At 39.9% G+C, this 17,020-nt stretch carries 14 protein-coding genes and 1 pseudogene; 8 read left to right on the top strand and 7 right to left on the bottom strand.

The genetic code is table 11. The annotated features are described in order from the left end of the window. Positions 1–26 precede the first annotated feature (26 nt). The 3 genes from ACOVO2_RS02945 to ACOVO2_RS02955 all read right to left on the bottom strand — a co-directional run bounded on the left by ACOVO2_RS02945 (position 27) and on the right by ACOVO2_RS02955 (position 4,192). The gene (locus tag ACOVO2_RS02945; protein WP_421768541.1) at positions 27–734 is read right to left on the bottom strand and encodes an SDR family oxidoreductase; all 708 of its coding nucleotides are present in this window, start codon (positions 732–734) and stop codon (positions 27–29) included. 140 nt (positions 735–874) lie between these two features. After that, a complete protein-coding gene (locus tag ACOVO2_RS02950; protein ID WP_421768542.1) occupies positions 875–3,331 on the bottom strand; it encodes a 3-coathanger stack domain-containing protein in 2,457 nt (818 codons plus the stop codon). Positions 3,332–3,517: 186 nt separating this feature from the next. After that, a complete protein-coding gene (locus ACOVO2_RS02955; protein ID WP_421768543.1) occupies positions 3,518–4,192 on the bottom strand; it encodes a Uma2 family endonuclease in 675 nt (224 codons plus the stop codon). A 70-nt stretch (positions 4,193–4,262) separates the two neighbouring features. Between ACOVO2_RS02955 and ACOVO2_RS02960 the strand changes: the two genes are divergently transcribed. Beyond that, positions 4,263–5,423: an NRAMP family divalent metal transporter gene (locus ACOVO2_RS02960; RefSeq protein WP_421768544.1), complete on the top strand. Its 1,161-nt coding sequence runs from the start codon at positions 4,263–4,265 to the stop codon at positions 5,421–5,423. On the opposite strand, the gene ACOVO2_RS02965 is transcribed toward ACOVO2_RS02960, so the two are convergent. The 3 genes from ACOVO2_RS02965 to ACOVO2_RS02975 all read right to left on the bottom strand — a co-directional run bounded on the left by ACOVO2_RS02965 (position 5,420) and on the right by ACOVO2_RS02975 (position 8,717). Beyond that, positions 5,420–6,418, bottom strand: coding sequence for a BamA/TamA family outer membrane protein (locus ACOVO2_RS02965; protein WP_421768545.1), 999 nt, complete (start codon positions 6,416–6,418; stop codon positions 5,420–5,422). The genes ACOVO2_RS02960 and ACOVO2_RS02965 overlap by 4 nt on opposite strands. Before the next feature lie 207 nt (positions 6,419–6,625). After that, positions 6,626–7,357, bottom strand: coding sequence for a tRNA (adenosine(37)-N6)-threonylcarbamoyltransferase complex dimerization subunit type 1 TsaB (gene tsaB / locus ACOVO2_RS02970; RefSeq protein ID WP_421768546.1), 732 nt, complete (start codon positions 7,355–7,357; stop codon positions 6,626–6,628). A gap of 115 nt (positions 7,358–7,472) precedes the next feature. Continuing rightward, positions 7,473–8,717: an ABC transporter permease gene (locus tag ACOVO2_RS02975; protein WP_421768547.1), complete on the bottom strand. Its 1,245-nt coding sequence runs from the start codon at positions 8,715–8,717 to the stop codon at positions 7,473–7,475. A 222-nt stretch (positions 8,718–8,939) separates the two neighbouring features. Here ACOVO2_RS02975 and ggt point away from each other — a divergent pair, with 222 nt between their 5' ends. Then, positions 8,940–10,727 (top strand): gamma-glutamyltransferase, encoded by a 1,788-nt coding sequence (gene ggt / locus ACOVO2_RS02980; protein ID WP_421768548.1) that lies wholly within the window; start codon positions 8,940–8,942, stop codon positions 10,725–10,727. A gap of 336 nt (positions 10,728–11,063) precedes the next feature. Here ggt and ACOVO2_RS02985 read toward each other — a convergent pair whose 3' ends face one another. Beyond that, the gene (locus tag ACOVO2_RS02985; protein WP_421768549.1) at positions 11,064–11,990 is read right to left on the bottom strand and encodes a CPBP family intramembrane glutamic endopeptidase; all 927 of its coding nucleotides are present in this window, start codon (positions 11,988–11,990) and stop codon (positions 11,064–11,066) included. A 188-nt stretch (positions 11,991–12,178) separates the two neighbouring features. Here ACOVO2_RS02985 and dusB point away from each other — a divergent pair, with 188 nt between their 5' ends. The 6 genes and pseudogenes from dusB to ACOVO2_RS03015 form a co-directional block, all read left to right on the top strand. Further along, a complete protein-coding gene (dusB, locus tag ACOVO2_RS02990; RefSeq protein ID WP_421768550.1) occupies positions 12,179–13,207 on the top strand; it encodes a tRNA dihydrouridine synthase DusB in 1,029 nt (342 codons plus the stop codon). A gap of 127 nt (positions 13,208–13,334) precedes the next feature. Beyond that, the gene (locus tag ACOVO2_RS02995) at positions 13,335–14,231 is read left to right on the top strand and encodes a DMT family transporter (RefSeq protein WP_421768551.1); all 897 of its coding nucleotides are present in this window, start codon (positions 13,335–13,337) and stop codon (positions 14,229–14,231) included. Positions 14,232–14,315: 84 nt separating this feature from the next. Further along, positions 14,316–14,813, top strand: coding sequence for an acetyl-CoA carboxylase biotin carboxyl carrier protein subunit (locus ACOVO2_RS03000; protein WP_421768552.1), 498 nt, complete (start codon positions 14,316–14,318; stop codon positions 14,811–14,813). Positions 14,814–14,988: 175 nt separating this feature from the next. After that, positions 14,989–15,705 carry a UMP kinase gene (gene pyrH, locus ACOVO2_RS03005; protein WP_421768553.1) on the top strand — a complete coding sequence of 239 codons (717 nt, stop codon included), beginning with the start codon at positions 14,989–14,991 and terminating at the stop codon, positions 15,703–15,705. 48 nt (positions 15,706–15,753) lie between these two features. Then, entirely contained in the window at positions 15,754–16,314 is a 561-nt protein-coding gene (frr, locus tag ACOVO2_RS03010) for a ribosome recycling factor (RefSeq protein ID WP_421768554.1), read from the top strand. Positions 16,315–16,589: 275 nt separating this feature from the next. After that, a pseudogene (locus ACOVO2_RS03015) lies at positions 16,590–17,020 on the top strand (NAD-dependent DNA ligase LigA); the annotation flags it as partial.

Below are 17,020 nucleotides of genomic sequence, written 5' to 3' on the forward strand. Positions count from 1 at the left end.
CGAAGACTTCCTTTTTTATCTGAAATTTACTTAGGCATCGTCGGACGAACCTCAACTTTGCTCGGTAATGTACGAGCAGGCATTTTGATTAAATCTGATACGATTTGCCCAATGTCTTCTGGCTGAATCTTCCACGCATCTTGTTCGCTCGGTTGATGATTATTGAAGTGCGTAGCCACCGAACCTGGCATAATCGTAGAAACTTTGATACCCTCGTTTCTCAAATCAAGCATAATGGCTTGCGTAAAGCCAACCAAACCAAATTTACTGGCATTATAACCACTGGCACTGGCAAAGAAATTTGTACCCGCCAAACTTGCAATACTAATAAAATAGCCTTTGGTGGCTTTTAGAGCCTCTAAAGATGCTTTAATGCTGTAAAAAACGCCCGTTAGGTTTATATCAATCATTTCGTGCCATTGCTCAGCAGAAAGTGTTTGAATCGGTGCAAAATGCCCTACACCTGCATTGGCAACAAAATAATCGAGTCTTCCCCAAGTATTGAGCACTTCGTTGACTGCATTTTGCTGTGAATCAAAATTTCTTACATCTGATTCAATTCCGAGTGCATATCCTGCTTTTATTTTGTTTAGTTCGGCCGCAGCTTCGTCAGCCGCAGCTTTTGAGCGACTCGTAATTGCTACTTTAATACCTTCTTTAATCAATACTTCCGCTACACCGTAGCCAATTCCTTTCGAACCTCCTGTGATGAGTGCTGTTTTTATTTCTGACATTTGCTTTAAATAGTTTTATTTGATGGTAGCACCAAAGCCACTATGAAACAACAAAATACTGTACTAAATGATTTCGTTTTTGGTGATAAAAGTAAATACTAGGTAGATTTTTATTCATTCGAAAATCTGATAAAACATTATCAATTCTCCGAACACCCAGCAATCTGTGCTTGAAAAATACTACCTTGTTTGGCTTCAAAGTTTGGTTCGAGCAAAATGTATTTGCCTGCGGAATAAGTTACTTTTTGATTTGCATTGATGGCATTGTTGGCATTGGCTTGTATCCAATCCCACGATTCGATGGTGGCGTTGGGTAGTCGATTTTCTTTTTCTAACACCAACTGGCTATTGCAATTGGGTGGTAGTGGAAGCGTACTCATATATATTCCTCGCCCGTGTGTGCCTACGGCCAAAACTCGGTCAGTTGAGCGATACACCAATCCATCGCAGCGTACATTGGCCAAACCAACATTTGTCGGTTGCCAATTGGGGTTAGGTGCCGAAATATCTGTTGTCTGCCAAACACCCAATTCGGTGGCCAAAAATACTTGTTTTCGGTCGAGTGGATAAAAAACTGCCGCTCGCACGGGCATATCTTCCAAACCCGAACCCGTTTGGTCTTTATTGAGCCAAGTTGTGCCGCCATCGTTGGTCAACCAAATCGATGCAATTCCATAATTTGAAAACGTCACCAACAAATTATCATCGCTTGCACCAATATCTATACACGAAATAGTGGTATTTCCCGTAGGTAAACACGCATTATCAATTTGCGTAAAGCTCTGACCAGCAATGCCAGCATTGGTGACTTTATAGATTTTACCACCTTTGCAACCAATAAATAAAGTATGGTCGGTTTTGCCAGCTTTCATAAACGTAATATCCATTTTCACGTTTACGGTCATGCTTCTCAAGACAGTACCACCGCCCACATCAGTCACTCTCGAAAGACGAGTGGTGGTAGAAGTTGTGTCGGAATACGAATAAAACACATTGATTTTATCATTATAAGCCGCAGGGTTCAGAAACTTGCCTTTATCGCCATCAATGACGATAGACTCGCTGAAATCTCCATTCTGATTGTGTAGTTCATAGACATTTTTAATGCCCGAAATTATCTGCACATTAGGGTTGTCGCGGTCGATAAAGCAGATATAACCATCACCACTAAAGATGGCAACGTCAGTGCCAGTTCCTTGCGTAAAAATCGGAGGATTGATTCTCAACGAACCATTATCTTGCGTTCCGCCAATGGCGTAGCCGCTTCCTGCAATATTTTTCACGGCTACACTATAAAACTGAGCTACATTATAGCCTTTGGTTCGGCGTTGAAAAGTTGGCTCGGTGGTAGCGGCATTTCCATAGTTATTCGATACAAAAACGCCTCCGTCATTACCAATCAATACTTGGTCGGGGTTATAAGGGTTGTAAACAATTGCATGTTGGTCGGGGTACGGAAGGCCATAAAATAGCATCGTCCAGTTTGCACCACCATCGGTCGTTTTGGCGAGATTCGTACCACCCGCAATTACTACGTTGGGGTCGGTTGGATGTACCGACAAAATCAGATTATACCAGCCTTGATTCGATGTGAAATTCGGTGCTACAATATCTGTCCAAGTGCTACCAGCATCGCTCGATTTCTTAAACCATTTGATTTTTCCAGTATTTGGGGGCGAATCTCCGTAAGTAGAAACCGCATAAATGACCTGCATACTTCCCGAAGTTGAGGGAGCAAGAGCAAGTTCAGTTCTTGCTCCAGTATTGTCGGGCGTGATGTTTATCCAAGTTGCACCTTCGTCGGTTGATTTATAAATACCACTTCCCGAAGAGGTAATTTTACCAAAAGTTGCAAAAATCGTTTGGTCAGAGGCAATTTCTAAATCGGCAGCAAAGGTAGAGCCAGTGGTGGGTAATAAAACTTGTTGCCAAGTTGAACCGTTGTCGGTTGAACGGTAAACGCCGTTTTGGGTTGCTGCAAAAACTTTTCCGTTGGAGTTTACTGCTATATCTTGCACATAATAAAAATCAGCATTGGAAGCGGTTGAAGGTAATTGTTGCCAAACTGTACCGTTATTGGCCGAATACCAAATGCCCGCTCCACGCACAGCATCAATATTTTGCCAACCTTCGCCCGTGCCTACGTACATTTTTTGTGGCGAGTTTGGGTCAAACGCAATGCAAGAAACTGCCAAATTTGCCCAAAAATCATCAATTTTTACCCATTGCTGATTTGCATCGGTGAAGTCATTATTATACCAAAGTCCGCCCGCTACTCCCCCAGCCCAGACTCTTTTATGATTGGTATCATTGGGGTCGAGAGCTAACGCTCGTGTACGTCCACCCGCATCCGATGGCCCCATTTCGTACCAATTCATTGAAGAAGCTAAACGACCTTTTTGGATTTTATCTTGTAGATTTTTTCTTGCTGAAAACAATCGCTCAGTTGGCACATTCCCAGTTGCGGGGTCTTGCGTGATTTCGCTTTCAAACCTTGCTCGTTCGTAGGGATTCTCACGAAATTCTTTCTTTTTTTCTTGTCCCCAAACATTGAAAACTGAGAACAGAGCCACAGCAATGATATAAATTTTGTGCATAAAAATGCTCATTAAGTGTGATAATAAGTCAATGGTCGATAGTCGGCAAGTCCACAGTAAAAGAATAGCCTTACAGCTAACAATTTAGCTATGAAAAATACCTACTATATTTACTCTATTACTTATCTAAAGTCGTAACTTTTCACCTGATGAGCAAATTTATTTATTTTCTGGTAGTTTGTCTTTTTAAGCGTATGGAGATTCCCCTTCTTGTAGATATTGTCCAATATTAAAGTTCAGTTCTTCTGTTATTTCAATTTCATTGTGCCAACTGGCTATTTGCCAGTTTTCTTCTTTGGTAGCAATCATTACTTTTTTACTTTCTGAGAGTATCCAAATTACTTTCTCTACACCAAAAGCCAAAAGTTTATCAGTTTTTAGGTTAATATAAGCCTCAGGAAATTCAAAATCTTCAATGTCAGCATCAATATCTACTTCAATTTGAATTTTTGGAGCAACACTTGCATAGTGTTTATCAGCAGCTTTTAAAGGCAATTTTGAGGTTTCAAAAATAGCAATATCAGCCGATAAGTTGCTCTTATTTTCTAAATGTAAACCTTGTTCATTAGTCATAATACGATACTTTTTCTCATCAAGACCTCTAAACAAAATCCTCAAAATGTATTCAATAATTGTATTCTGTAATGTACTTGCTCCCATGATTTCGCTAATTTTCTTTGTTCCACCCAATACTTCTCTGTAACCTTTATAATAGATAGGTTTTCCGTCAATGACTTCATAAATCAATGAGGCTGGAATTTTCTTTGCTGGTATTTTTGGGAGTTTTTTCTGCGAATTTCTGACCGCTACCATACTGTTTACTGTTTGATTTGGTAAATTTAAGATAAATACGCTCTTCATTTTCAAAAAAACCTTAAAATTCTTCTCGTAGAATTGCTTTCTTTGTAAATCATTGACCAACTACACCCCTATGAAAAACAAAAACGCCATAATCGGAGCGGCATTTCTGATGGCAACTTCGGCTATCGGCCCAGGCTTTCTGACCCAAACTACGGTTTTTACGCAGCAACTCACTGCCAGTTTTGGCTTCGTGATTTTGCTTTCGATTTTACTCGACATTGGCACTCAACTCAATATTTGGCGAGTAGTTTCGGTTAGCCGAAAACCTGCCCAAGATTTAGCAAATGAACTCTTCTTTGGAATGGGTTATTTACTGGCTTTTTTGATTGTTGTGGGTGGTTTGGCGTTTAATATCGGCAATGTGGCAGGTGCTGGGCTGGGCTTCGAGGTGCTTTTTGGAATAGACGTTAAAATCGGAGCGGTAATCAGTGCGGCCATTGCTATTGGCATTTTTATCTCGAAAGATGCGGGTAAAGTCATGGATAGTTTTACCAAAATTTTGGGGTTCGTGATGATTTTATTGATTCTCTACGTAGTTTTTGTGTCGAATCCTCCAATTTTTGAAGCAGTTCAACGCACTTTCATTCCAAAAAAATTTGATGCTTTGGCTACCGTTACACTCGTAGGTGGTACGGTTGGCGGTTATATAACGTTTTCGGGGGTGCATCGGCTGATGGACGCTGGGATCAATGGCGAAGAAAATCTACCCGAAATCAATCGAAGTGCTACTACTGGCATTTTGGTCACGGCAGTAGTACGATATTTGCTTTTTTTAGCTTCGCTGGGCGTGGTTGTGGCTGGTTTCACATTGAGCAAAGACAATCCTCCAGCGTCGGTCTTTCAGAGTGCGGCGGGCGAAATCGGCTATAAAATCTTCGGGGTGGTTATTTGGTGTGCGGCCATTACTTCGGTAGTTGGAGCGGCTTATACTTCGGTTTCTTTCTTGCGTACTTTTCACCCAAATTTCGAGAAATACAACCGCCAAATTATTATCGGTTTTATTGTTTTCTCTACAATTATCTTTGTTTTGGTTGGAAAACCCGTAAAAACGCTCGTTTTTGTAGGAATGCTAAATGGTTTCGTTTTGCCGATTGCATTGGCTATTATGCTGATTGCCAGTAGAAAATCTCGCTTGATGGGTAGCTACAAACACTCATTAATCTTACAAATAATTGGCTGGATAGTGGTAGCGGTAATGTCAACAATGGTGATTTATGGTCTATTCTCCTAAAAAGCTTCTCCGATTGTGGCATAAATATTTCCACCTCCATAAGGCGAAAGTGCATAGTCAAGGCGAAGATTCAGATGATTTTTTGTAGCAACTCGCAGCCCTGCTCCGTAGGTAAACTTGGGTTTATTCAACCGCAAAAAAACATCATCTTCACTTCCCAAAAATGCCATCGAACCAAACGCTACCGCACCGAGACGTTTCCAAATTTCTTGGCGAAATTCTTGTTGAATAATCAGAGCATTTTTATCTCTAAAATAGCCTTCAAAGATTCCTCGCATCTTGAATTGTCCACCCAAATAAGCCAACTGATTGAAAGGCACATCGCCAATATTGGCAACGGCTACGTAATTACTCGCCAAAACGGTCTTTTTACCCAAACTTTTGTAAGTAGCTATATCGGCCGAAATCTTTGTAAAATTTCGGTTTGCTCCAAAAACTCTGCCCGATGGAACCGCAAAAATTTCACCAAAAACACCTTTAGTCGGATAAAAAACTTGGTCACGGGTATCTCGTAAAATGCTCATTCCAAGCCCTAAAGTTCGAGATTTATCACTTCCGTTGATTATGCCCGACGAGAGCTGTCCTTCTGCAACTGTACCCGTAACTTTATAATCTTCAAAGTTTACTCTAAGCCCGAGATAGGTTTTGGGTCGAATCAACTTTGAGGCAAGAAATCGAAATCTAAAATAATCGGCATCGTATTTTTCATCAGGCACCCTGTCTTCGCCAATGCCCGAATAGACATAATTATAACGAAACCAGCCGTTTTCGGAAGAAAAATAGTATTTATTGTTATTGGCAAATATCTTAAACGGAAAAAAAACTAAAATTTGTCGGTTTTGAGTAAAAGTTGTTCCGAATGAAATTTGGGAAAGATTCGAACCCACCGAGTCTTTGGCAAATCCAAAAACCGCCGAGCCAGCTACTCCACCCCCAAATCGAGTTTCAGGTAATCGAAAAACAACTGGAAGTGCTACAATACTTCTATCTCTCAAAAATCTCTTTTTGGTGGAATCTTGTGCAGAAATAGTTTGAAAAAAACTCAAAAATATAAGAAACACACTGAAATATTTCATGCCCGAAAGTCGAATTGTCAATTAATCACTAAATCATTTACGATAAAATGTCGAATATAGCTTTATACTCCTCCTAATAAAAAAACGATTTAAACGGTGATTTGTTTCATAACTTATCTCATTCAACTATAATGATATTTTCTTTGGTGTAGTGCCAACAAACTCTTTCAAATAAAACGGCTCAAAATCGGCAACGTTTTCAAATTGCTGCTGCTCAAAGGCACGAGTAGCTAATGCACCAATACTCTTGGCTGAAGGAAAAACAGTCTGGTTCAAAAAAACTGCGTTCGGGTTTCCGCCCAAAGTAGTTCGGCACTTTTCGGCACCGTCGCCAAAGAAGATTATTTGGTGTTTTTCGAGTAAATCAGCAAACGAAGTTTCATCAATAATTTTGGCTTGCGTTGGCTCCATGACTTCAAGTGTATCTTCCTTATAAACAGCACAATAAACCTCCATTCTTCGAGCATCAAGCATCGGACAAAGTAGATTGGTTATTGGTGATTGGTTATTAGTTACTGGATTCTGAGCACCTGATTTTAAATCGTAAATCGAAAATGCCATTGCTTCCAAGGTATTGATAGCAATCAAAGGTTTTTCGAGCGTGAAACATAATCCTTTAGCCGTAGAAACACCAATTCGTAGGCCAGTATAAGAACCTGGACCTTTTGCAACGGCTACGGCATCAACATCTTGGAGTTTCAAACTGGCGGTTTTTACTACATGCTCTATGAGCGTAGTGAGCATTCCAGATGAAGACTTTTCATTATATAACTCACTCACAGAAAGCAACTTACCATCTTGATGAATGGCAGCAGAACAAGCTTTCGTAGAAGTTTCGATACTGAGAATAATGGGCATTATCAAAAAATGTAGAATGTAGAATGTAGAATGTAGAATGATGTCAAGACTCATACTACATTCTATGTCCCAAAATTACTCAATATTTTTAGTTCCCCTTTAGGGGTTAGGGGTTTTATTTACTCCTAATCGCAATTACGGGGTCGAGGCGAGCCGCTTGCCATGCTGGTAAGATACCCGAAATAACGCCAATAGCACTCGAAATCAATAAACCCTTTAGAATATTTTCAGTTGTTAAAATTATATCAAGCGACCCAAGTGGCAATAAACTCAACAAATAAACCAAGACAATCCCACAAAAACCGCCAATTAAGCATAAGAAAATGGATTCAAAGAGAAACTGATACAGAATGAAAGAATTTTTAGCACCCAAAGATTTTTGAATACCCACAATATTGGTGCGTTCTTTTACCGAAACAAACATAATATTAGCAATACCGAACCCACCGATAAGCAGTGAAAAAAGTCCAATAATTGTACCTGCTCCGCCAATCACAGCAAACAGTTCGCCCAAAGCAGCCGCAGCAGCTTCTGGACGATTGAGTGCAAAACTATCATCTTCGGCCGGACGTAAACCTCGCTTCGTACGCAAGAGTCCTGTTGTTTCGCCTTCCAATTCAAAAAGTCCTTCATCTTTATCAAAACCTTTCAATACAATATCACCATAAGGCTCGCCTGATGAAAAAATGCGTTTATGTGCCAAAAACGGAATAAAAACCTTTTGGTCGGGTTCTCCACCAAAATCGGCAATTTGCTTTCCTTTTCGTTCCTGCACACCAATAACCGTAATATTCTGTCCTTTCATCTTGAAAGTTTGTCCGATTGGGTCTGAGTCAGGAAATAATGCTTCGGCAATATCAGCTCCCAAAACGCCCACATTTCGACCAGATTCCACTTCTTGCGGAGCAAAATATCGGCCATTGACAATCGGAACCTCGGTGATTTCAGTAAAATCATAGGTAATTCCTTGACACAGAGCTTCAATACTATTATTACCTTTCTTGCACGAAACCCCACCCGCAAAATCCATCATCGCTACGGCTTGGGCATTTTCAAGATTATCTTTCAAATATTTGAATTCGTCGTATTTAGGTTCTGGACGACGAAAATATTTCCACCACGGATAATCGCCTCCGCCAAAAAACCATGGCCATTTCTGTACATAGATTACATTCGTACCAATCGAATTTAAACTACCTTTGATATTCGATTCGAGCGAATCTACCATCGTATATACCCCAATAATTGAGAAAATTCCGACCGTTACGCCCAAAAGCGACAAAACCGTACGCAAAAGATTTTCTTTCAGGGCGTTCATCGCAAAACGAAAACTCTCGAATATTAGTAGGAATACTTTCATATTTTCTCGCCCCGCAGGGCAGTTTTTTTGAATTAATGATTTTACGAAAATAGGTCTGTGAAATTACTTTCGGAAATGAATTTCGTCAATCAGTAGTTTTTAGTAAATTAACGGCAAATTTCAAGGATATGTGGAGCTAATCTCCAAATTCGCTTTGTTAGGTTGGTCACATATTTAAAACAGCGAACTAGGAAGTTCGCCCCACAGAAAACATCAATAAACATGAAGAAAAACCTTTCCCTTCTTACCCTTTTCTTAGTTTTTTTTGCCTTTGCTTGCAAAAATAAACCTACTCAAACAACTGATGGCACATCGAGCAAATCAAAAGACTTATTCGTACTTTTTGAAGAAGACCCTAATCAAAAAGCATTTTTCTCCGACCGCAAAGGTGTAATCGGTCAAAACGGGATGGTGGCATCTGCTCACCCAGAAGCCTCGAAAGTAGGTGTAGAAATCATGAAAATGGGTGGAAATGCCATTGATGCGGCTGTTGCTACGCACTTTGCATTGGCCGTTGTGTTTCCGTTTGCAGGAAATATAGGCGGTGGCGGGTTTGCCGTTATCAGAGATAAAAATGGCAAAGCATATACGCTTGATTTCAGAGAAAAAGCACCACTCAAAGCCAACAGAGATATGTATCTCGATGCCAAAGGCGATGTGATTCAAGGACTTAGTTTGCTTGGGCATTTGGCAAGCGGCGTACCAGGGGCGGTTGACGGCATGGTGGAAATACACAAAAAATTTGGAAAATTATCGTGGGAAAAAGTGGTTCAACCAGCCATTGATTTGGCAGAAAAAGGTGTAGTTCTAACCGACCGTGAAGCATTGGGGCTAAATAATAATAAACAAACCTTCAAGAAAGTCAATGGCGAAAACACACCTTACTTCATGAACCCAGAAAACCGTGATTGGGTGAAAGGAGATGTTTTAATCCAAAAAGATTTAGGAAAAACGCTTCGCAGTATTCAAGCAAAAGGTCGTAGCGGTTTTTATGAAGGCGAAGTAGCCGATTTATTGGTCAATGAAATGAAAAAAGGTGGCGGCATTATTTCGCACGAAGACCTAAAAAAATATCATTCTGCTTGGCGTGAACCAATCGTGGCCGATTATAAAAACTACAAAATCATCACGATGCCACCGTCTTCGAGTGGTGGGGTCGCTTTGGTGCAATTATTAAGAAGTGTTGAGCAATATCCGCTCCGTAAGTGGGGCTTTAACTCCGACTCAACCGTACAAGTAATGATTGAGGCCGAACGCCGTGTTTATGCCGACCGTGCTAAATGGATGGGCGATATGGATTTCGTGAAAGTACCCATGAAAGAATTAATGAGCCGTGAATATTTGAAAAAACGCTGGTCTGATTTCAATTTTGCAAAAGCAACTGATAGTAAATCGATTGATGGCGGTACGATTCCAGGATATGAATCGAACGAAACAACACACTATTCGGTAGTTGACAAGGAAGGAAATGCGGTTTCAATAACAACTACACTCAATGGTGGCTACGGTAGCAAAGTTGTTGTTTCGGGCGGTGGATTTTTGATGAATAACGAAATGGATGATTTCAGCATTAAGGCAGGAGTACCCAATATGTTTGGATTATTGGGAAATAAAGCCAACGAAATTCAACCCGAAAAACGTATGCTTTCGTCAATGACACCAACGATTGTAGAAAAAGATGGCAAGTTTTTGATGGCCGTTGGAACGCCTGGTGGCTCAACAATCATTACATCGGTTTACCAAACTATTTTGAATGTAATCGAACACGGAATGACCATGCAGCAAGCAGTAAATGCCCTTAAGTTTCATCATCAATGGTTGCCTGACCGAACAGTTTATGAAGCAAACGCTTTCAGCGAAAAAACATTAAACGCCTTAAAATCAAGAGGATATATCATTGACGCCCAAAAAGGCACACTCGGAAGAATGGACTGCATTTTGCTGCGTCCAGATGGCACACTCGAAGGTGCATCAGACCCTCGTGCCGATAATACAAGCGTGGGATATTAATTTTAATTGATAATGTAAAATGGATAATTGACAATGAAAGAGCAAATTTATTGCATCAAATTCATTATCAATTATCCATCGCACGGGCGACCCCGTTTCAATTATACATTATTTCCCAATGATTCCCTTCGTTATCAAATACGGGATTATTAGCCAAAGTAAGCCTTTTATCAAAAAAAACAGAAAACCAGCCCACCCGAGCCGCTTAAACCATTGCTTAAATTTCGACTGTTCTTCCATTCAAATTCTCTTTTACTCAACCACTAAACTCTCCACTTTTTCTGCTTAAATTTCGTTTATAGCACTGTGGATAATCGTCAGTTGACCGTTGATTAATTAGTTTTCTTGCTTCTGTTGAAGCATATAATTCTTCAACAAAAACATGAGGCCAATAGTTGCAATCAACGAAAAACCTACAATTGGCATCGGCACATCGTCCATGCTTTCCAAATCAGTTTTCACGATTCCGATATTATGCAAATACATAATCGTTATAGCCAAACCATTATTAAAAATATGGGCAAAAATCGGCACACGAATATTTCCTGTCCACAAATAAAAATAGCCAAACAAAACACCCAGCATCATGCGGGGTAAAATACCATAAAATTGAAAGTGAATAACCGCAAAAATGAAAGCTGACACCCAAATCGCAATGTGTGGATTGCCAGTGCCGAGCAACAATTTTCGCATGATTAAGCCTCTAAAAATCAACTCCTCTCCTACTCCAGCAATTACTGCAATCACCAAAAATGCCAATAAAAACTGCCAAAATGAAGTGAAATTTGTAAAAAACTTAGTTGTCTCGGCCAATTTATCTTCCATTCCTTTCAATAATGCCTCCAAGCCTTTCATTGATTCAGGAAACGAAATCCCTTGATTGATTTCTTGCAACCAACCATTAAAACCCATAAAAGCCATTTGGATTAACACCACCATTCCGAAAACAGGTAAAGCAGGCACTTTATTAAAGTCGAGGTCTTTCCAAGGTTTTTTCTCGATAATTCTCCAATAGAACCAAGCCGTACCAACAAAACCCATAAACGAACCCAAACCCTGCCCCAGAATCATTCCGAGCCACGCATTAGGTAGTTTAGAGAAGTCGCCGTCGCTATTCATAAAATCGGTCAAAGAAGCTCCAGCGGCCATCATCGCCAAAATCTGAATCACACTACCTAAAAACAAAAAACCTATCAAAAATAGGCCAATGATAATCAGAAGCGACGAAGCTGCGGGGTTTTCACGAGAATCGGTAAGTTTCATAAGTTTTTTCGTAATTTTGTGGTAAAAATATTCAGTATTTCCTGCATTCGCAATGTTTAGGCCGTTTTTGGCTGTCCGAAAGGAATTATTAGCGTTTTTTTATAGTTAAGTTTTTGTAGGACAGGTTTCCAACCTGTCGATTCGTAGTTTAAAGAAAAACAGGATACAAACCTGTTCTACATGAGAATATGGCAAAAATAGGTAATATAGATTTAGGAGAATTTCCACTTTTACTCGCTCCGATGGAAGATGTGAGCGACCCTCCTTTTCGTTTGGTTTGTAAAGAAAACGGTGCTGATTTGATGTACACCGAGTTTATCTCGTCCGAAGGATTGATTCGTCATGCAGCCAAAAGTGTGCAAAAACTCGATATTTTTGAGTACGAACGCCCAATCGGAATCCAACTCTTTGGTAGCGATGTTGAAACCATGGGCGAATGTTCACGCATTGCCACCGATGCCAAACCCGATTTGATTGACATCAATTATGGTTGTCCTGTAAAGAATGTTGCTTGCCGAGGTGCGGGAGCGGCTTTATTACAAGATATTCCGAAAATGGCCGAAATGACCGCTTCGGTGGTAAAAAATACCCATTTACCTGTTACGGTAAAAACTCGTTTGGGCTGGAATGAAGAAACCAAAAATATAGAAGAAGTTGCCGAACGCCTGCAAGATGTTGGTATTCAGGCTCTTACCGTACACGGACGCACCCGAGCCCAAATGTATAAAGGCGAAGCAGATTGGACTTTGATTGCTAAAATCAAAGAAAACCCTCGCATAAAGATTCCGATTTTTGGCAATGGAGACATTGATTCGCCCGAAAAAGCCCTTGATTACCGCAATCGTTTTGGAGTAGATGGAATTATGATTGGCCGTGCGGCCATCGGCTATCCTTGGATTTTCAACGAAATCAAACATTACTTCAAAACTGGCGAGAAACTCGCTCCACCAAGCATCGAACAACGAGTAGATGCCGCCAGAAAGCACTTAGAGTTTTCGATGAAATGGAAAAACGAACGCCAAGGAATCTTAGAGATGCGTCGTCATTACAGTAATTACTTCAAAGGATTACCCAACTTCAAAGAATACCGTATGCGTTTGGTGCTTTCGATGGATTTCCAAGAAATTCTTTCCATACTTGCCGAAGTTTCAAAAGTTTACGAAGGGTTCATCCTCGAAAAACAAGAAATAAAAGTTGAATACGCTGGCGTGGATTAAATCCAATGCCTCAATGATTGAATGAGAGAATGAATGAATATTGAACTGATTCTTTCATTCAATCACTCGCTCATTCAACCATTCTATCATTCACTCATTCTATCATTGAGGCATTCACTCATTTATTATGAATAAAAACACCTTTACCAATCCCGAAAACCGAACACTTATTTCTTGGCTTTTGCTCAGTTTACTGGCCATTATGTGGGGGTCTTCGTTTATTATTATCAAAAAAAGTCTTGATGCCTTTACACCAATTCAAATCGGAACGGTCAGAATCCTGGCGGCTGGATTGGTATTTTTGCCTTGGATAATTTCTTCTCGCAAACAATTTCCAAAAGAAAAAACCAAATACTTCATTGCTTCGGGGCTTTTAGGTTATTTTCTGCCTGCATTCTTATTTGCCTTTGCCGGAAGTAAGATAAATAGCTCATTATCAGGAACTTTAAACTCCGCAACACCACTTTTTGTATTGATTGTAGGTGCTATTTTCTTTCAGCAAATTATCAAGCGTTGGCAAGTAGCAGGTTTAGTTTTGGGTTTTGCGGGAAGCGTTATTTTAGTACTTTCTTCAAGCAAAGATGGGCTTTCGCTCAATCAACTGAACCCGTATGCTCTCCTAATTATCTTGGCATCGTTGATGTACGGTTTCAACGTAAATATTGTGGGTAAACATTTGAGCGGAATCAATGCCGTTTTATTGAGCGGTTGGACACTTTTTAGTGTGGCCGTAGTATCAGCCATCATTCTATTCTCAACCGATTTTGTTTCTCGTATCAATGCCGATACCCTCCAACCATTGATGATGTTGCTACTACTCGGAGCAATCAATTCGGGCATTGCAGCTATCATTTTCAATTATGTTTTACAGATTTCTTCACCCGTTTTTGCATCTTCGGTTACGTATCTAATTCCAGTTGTGGCTACCTTGATGGGTTTCATTGATGGCGAATCTATATCTTTTTTGCATTATTTTGGTATGACAATCATTTTGGTTGGTGTATATTTGATAAATAAAAAATGATGCAAGAAGACAAAATCAGTTAATTTTTTAAAAGTTTTTGGCTCGATACTTTTTGCGTTACACTCAAATCTAATCAACAAAACCATGCTAAAAGCAATCATAAACGACCAAACTTTTGAGATTTCTGACGAAAAAGGAGCGATTTCAATCAATAACCAGCCCTTCTCGTGGGATTTACGTGATATTTCTGAGAATCATTTTCATATCATTAAAGATAATCAATCGTATAATGCCGAACTCGTAGAGGCCAATTACGCCGAAAAAATCTTTAAACTGAAAATAAACGGGACAATTCATACCGTCAATCTCAAAAATCGGACTGATTTACTTTTAGAAAAAATGGGCATGAGTAGTGCGGCATCGGCCAAACTCAATAACCTAAAAGCACCAATGCCAGGCTTAATTTATGAAATGAAAGTAAAGGTAGGTGATGAAGTAAAGAAAGGGGATGTACTGTTGATTTTGGTAGCCATGAAAATGGAAAATGCCATCAAAGCCGCAGGTGACGGAATCGTGAAAAGTATCAAAACCAACACTGGCGATAGCGTTGAAAAAGGACAATTAATTATGGAGTTTGAGTAAAATTTAGTCGATATTTCGTGGCCAATGGTCAATATTTTTTTTAGGAGTGGCACACCTCATTGTTGAACCCAACAAGGTGTGCCACTCTTGTTTTGTGGAGTAGATTCAAATTTCTACCGACAAAATTTTCCAAACTCAAAAATTTAACCCTAACTTTGCTCTAAAATACACCCTCATGTCTGAACTAAAATACAAGCGAATCCTCCTTAAATTAAGTGGCGAAGCCCTCAACGGCGGCGATAAAAGCCAAATCATTAACTCCGATATTCTTTCGCAGTACGCCCAAGAAATTAAATCTATTGTTGATGCAGGTTGCCAAGTTGCAATCGTAATCGGTGGTGGAAATATCTTTCGTGGAGCAAGCCAAAACTCTGGCATTGACCGTGAGCAAGGCGATTACATGGGTATGATTGCCACAGTAATCAACGGTATGGCCATACAGAGTGCATTAGAAAAAGCTGGTTTAAATACACGTTTAATGTCGGCCATTAAGATGGAACAAGTAGCCGAACCGTTCATTCGTCGTCGTGCGATTCGTCACCTCGAAAAAGGCAGAATCGTCATCTTAGGAGCAGGAACAGGAAACCCGTACTTCTCGACTGATTCGGGTGGAGCTTTAAGAGCCAACGAACTCGGCGTAAATGTACTATTGAAAGGCACAAGCGTTGACGGTGTTTATACTGCCGACCCACGTAAAGATGCTACCGCCACAAAATACGATAAAATTAGCTACGAAGAAGCCATCAACAAAAACCTTAAAGTAATGGACCTCACGGCCTTTGCACTTTGCAAAGAAAACAAAATGCCAATCATCGTGTTTGATATGAATGTAGCAGGAAATTTGATGAAGGTAGTGCAAGGTGAAGATGTAGGTACTTTGGTAGGCGAGTAATTTGAATATTATAGATATTATAATTATAGAAATACGAAGTTTAAGAAAATGGAAGAAATAGAATTAGTCCTTGATATGGCGAAAGACACGATGGAACGTGCCTTGAAACATACACAAATCGAACTTTCAAAAATCAGAGCTGGACGTGCTTCTGCCCAAATGCTTGATGGTATTCAGGTAGAATATTATGGTGCACCCACTCCATTAAGTCAAGTGTCATCAATCAGTACGCCTGATGCTCGCACAATTGCTATTAAGCCTTTTGAGCGTAAACTTATCAACGATATTGAGCGTGCCATCATCAACTCAAACGTGGGCCTATCTCCTGCCAACGACGGAGAAATTATTCGCTTGAATATCCCACCATTGACCGAAGAACGTCGTAGAGATTTAGTTAAAAAAGCTAAAGCCGAAATCGAAGTTGCTCGTGTAAATGTGCGTAAAGTACGCCAAGAAGCCAACGAAGAATTGAAGAAAATTCAGAAAGATGGTGGCTCAGAAGACGAAGTAAAAAAAGCTGAAGACCGTGTGCAAAAAATGACCGACAGCTATATTGCCAAAGCCGAACAACTAATGGCCGATAAAGAAAAAGACATCATGCAAGTATAGTACAACACAATTTTTCAAATTGTGAGAATTATAGAAAGCCTGCCCCTAAGCAGGCTTTTTTAATGAAATCTTTATAAATTGCGTTGAATTAAGTCAAAATTCATTGCCGTCTGCTTTAGCTGACGGTTCTGAAAAACATCAAAAAAAGGCTTTAGCCAAAATTGGAGCTATACTTGACTCATATCTAAAGCCATTTTTATATTCATTTCAGTTATCCGTCGGTTAAAACCGACGGTAATGAAATAAAATATTCTTTAACAGACAAAAAGCTGACTATGAATCCTGCCGAACGCATAAGCGAGCTAACCGAAAAACTCAATTACTATAACCAACGCTACTACATGGATAGCGTATCGGAAATTTCTGACCAAGAGTTTGATATGCTCTTGAAAGAATTAGAATCGCTCGAAAATCAGTACCCTGACCTAAAATTGCCCGAATCGCCGACGCATCGTGTAGGTGGTACTATTACCAAAAACTTTGCGAGTGTCGAGCACCGTTACCCGATGCTTTCGTTGGCAAATACCTACAATGAGCAAGAACTCATCGACTTTGATGAAAGAGTAAGAAAAGGACTCAACGGCGAAACTTACGAATATATTTGTGAATTAAAGTTTGATGGTATTTCGCTATCAATGACTTATGAAAACGGCATTTTTGTTCGTGGTGTAACTCGTGGCGATGGCGTAAGAGGCGATGATATTAC

The organism is Emticicia sp. (assembly GCF_049241225.1).
Classification (GTDB): Bacteria; Bacteroidota; Bacteroidia; order Cytophagales; family Spirosomataceae; genus Emticicia.

Bases quoted from the DNA above. Each gene is read 5' to 3' on its own strand.
- frr (WP_421768554.1), top strand. From the start codon at position 15,754: ATGGAAGAAATAGAATTAGTCCTTGATATGGCGAAAGACACGATGGAA.
- ACOVO2_RS02945 (WP_421768541.1), bottom strand. From the start codon at position 734: ATGTCAGAAATAAAAACAGCACTCATCACAGGAGGTTCGAAAGGAATT.
- ggt (WP_421768548.1), top strand. From the start codon at position 8,940: ATGAAGAAAAACCTTTCCCTTCTTACCCTTTTCTTAGTTTTTTTTGCC.
- ACOVO2_RS03000 (WP_421768552.1), top strand. From the start codon at position 14,316: ATGCTAAAAGCAATCATAAACGACCAAACTTTTGAGATTTCTGACGAA.
- ACOVO2_RS02960 (WP_421768544.1), top strand. From the start codon at position 4,263: ATGAAAAACAAAAACGCCATAATCGGAGCGGCATTTCTGATGGCAACT.
- ACOVO2_RS02975 (WP_421768547.1), bottom strand. From the start codon at position 8,717: ATGAAAGTATTCCTACTAATATTCGAGAGTTTTCGTTTTGCGATGAAC.
- ACOVO2_RS02950 (WP_421768542.1), bottom strand. From the start codon at position 3,331: ATGCACAAAATTTATATCATTGCTGTGGCTCTGTTCTCAGTTTTCAAT.
- ACOVO2_RS02985 (WP_421768549.1), bottom strand. From the start codon at position 11,990: ATGAAACTTACCGATTCTCGTGAAAACCCCGCAGCTTCGTCGCTTCTG.
- ACOVO2_RS02955 (WP_421768543.1), bottom strand. From the start codon at position 4,192: ATGAAGAGCGTATTTATCTTAAATTTACCAAATCAAACAGTAAACAGT.
- ACOVO2_RS02995 (WP_421768551.1), top strand. From the start codon at position 13,335: ATGAATAAAAACACCTTTACCAATCCCGAAAACCGAACACTTATTTCT.
- dusB (WP_421768550.1), top strand. From the start codon at position 12,179: ATGGCAAAAATAGGTAATATAGATTTAGGAGAATTTCCACTTTTACTC.
- tsaB (WP_421768546.1), bottom strand. From the start codon at position 7,357: ATGCCCATTATTCTCAGTATCGAAACTTCTACGAAAGCTTGTTCTGCT.
- pyrH (WP_421768553.1), top strand. From the start codon at position 14,989: ATGTCTGAACTAAAATACAAGCGAATCCTCCTTAAATTAAGTGGCGAA.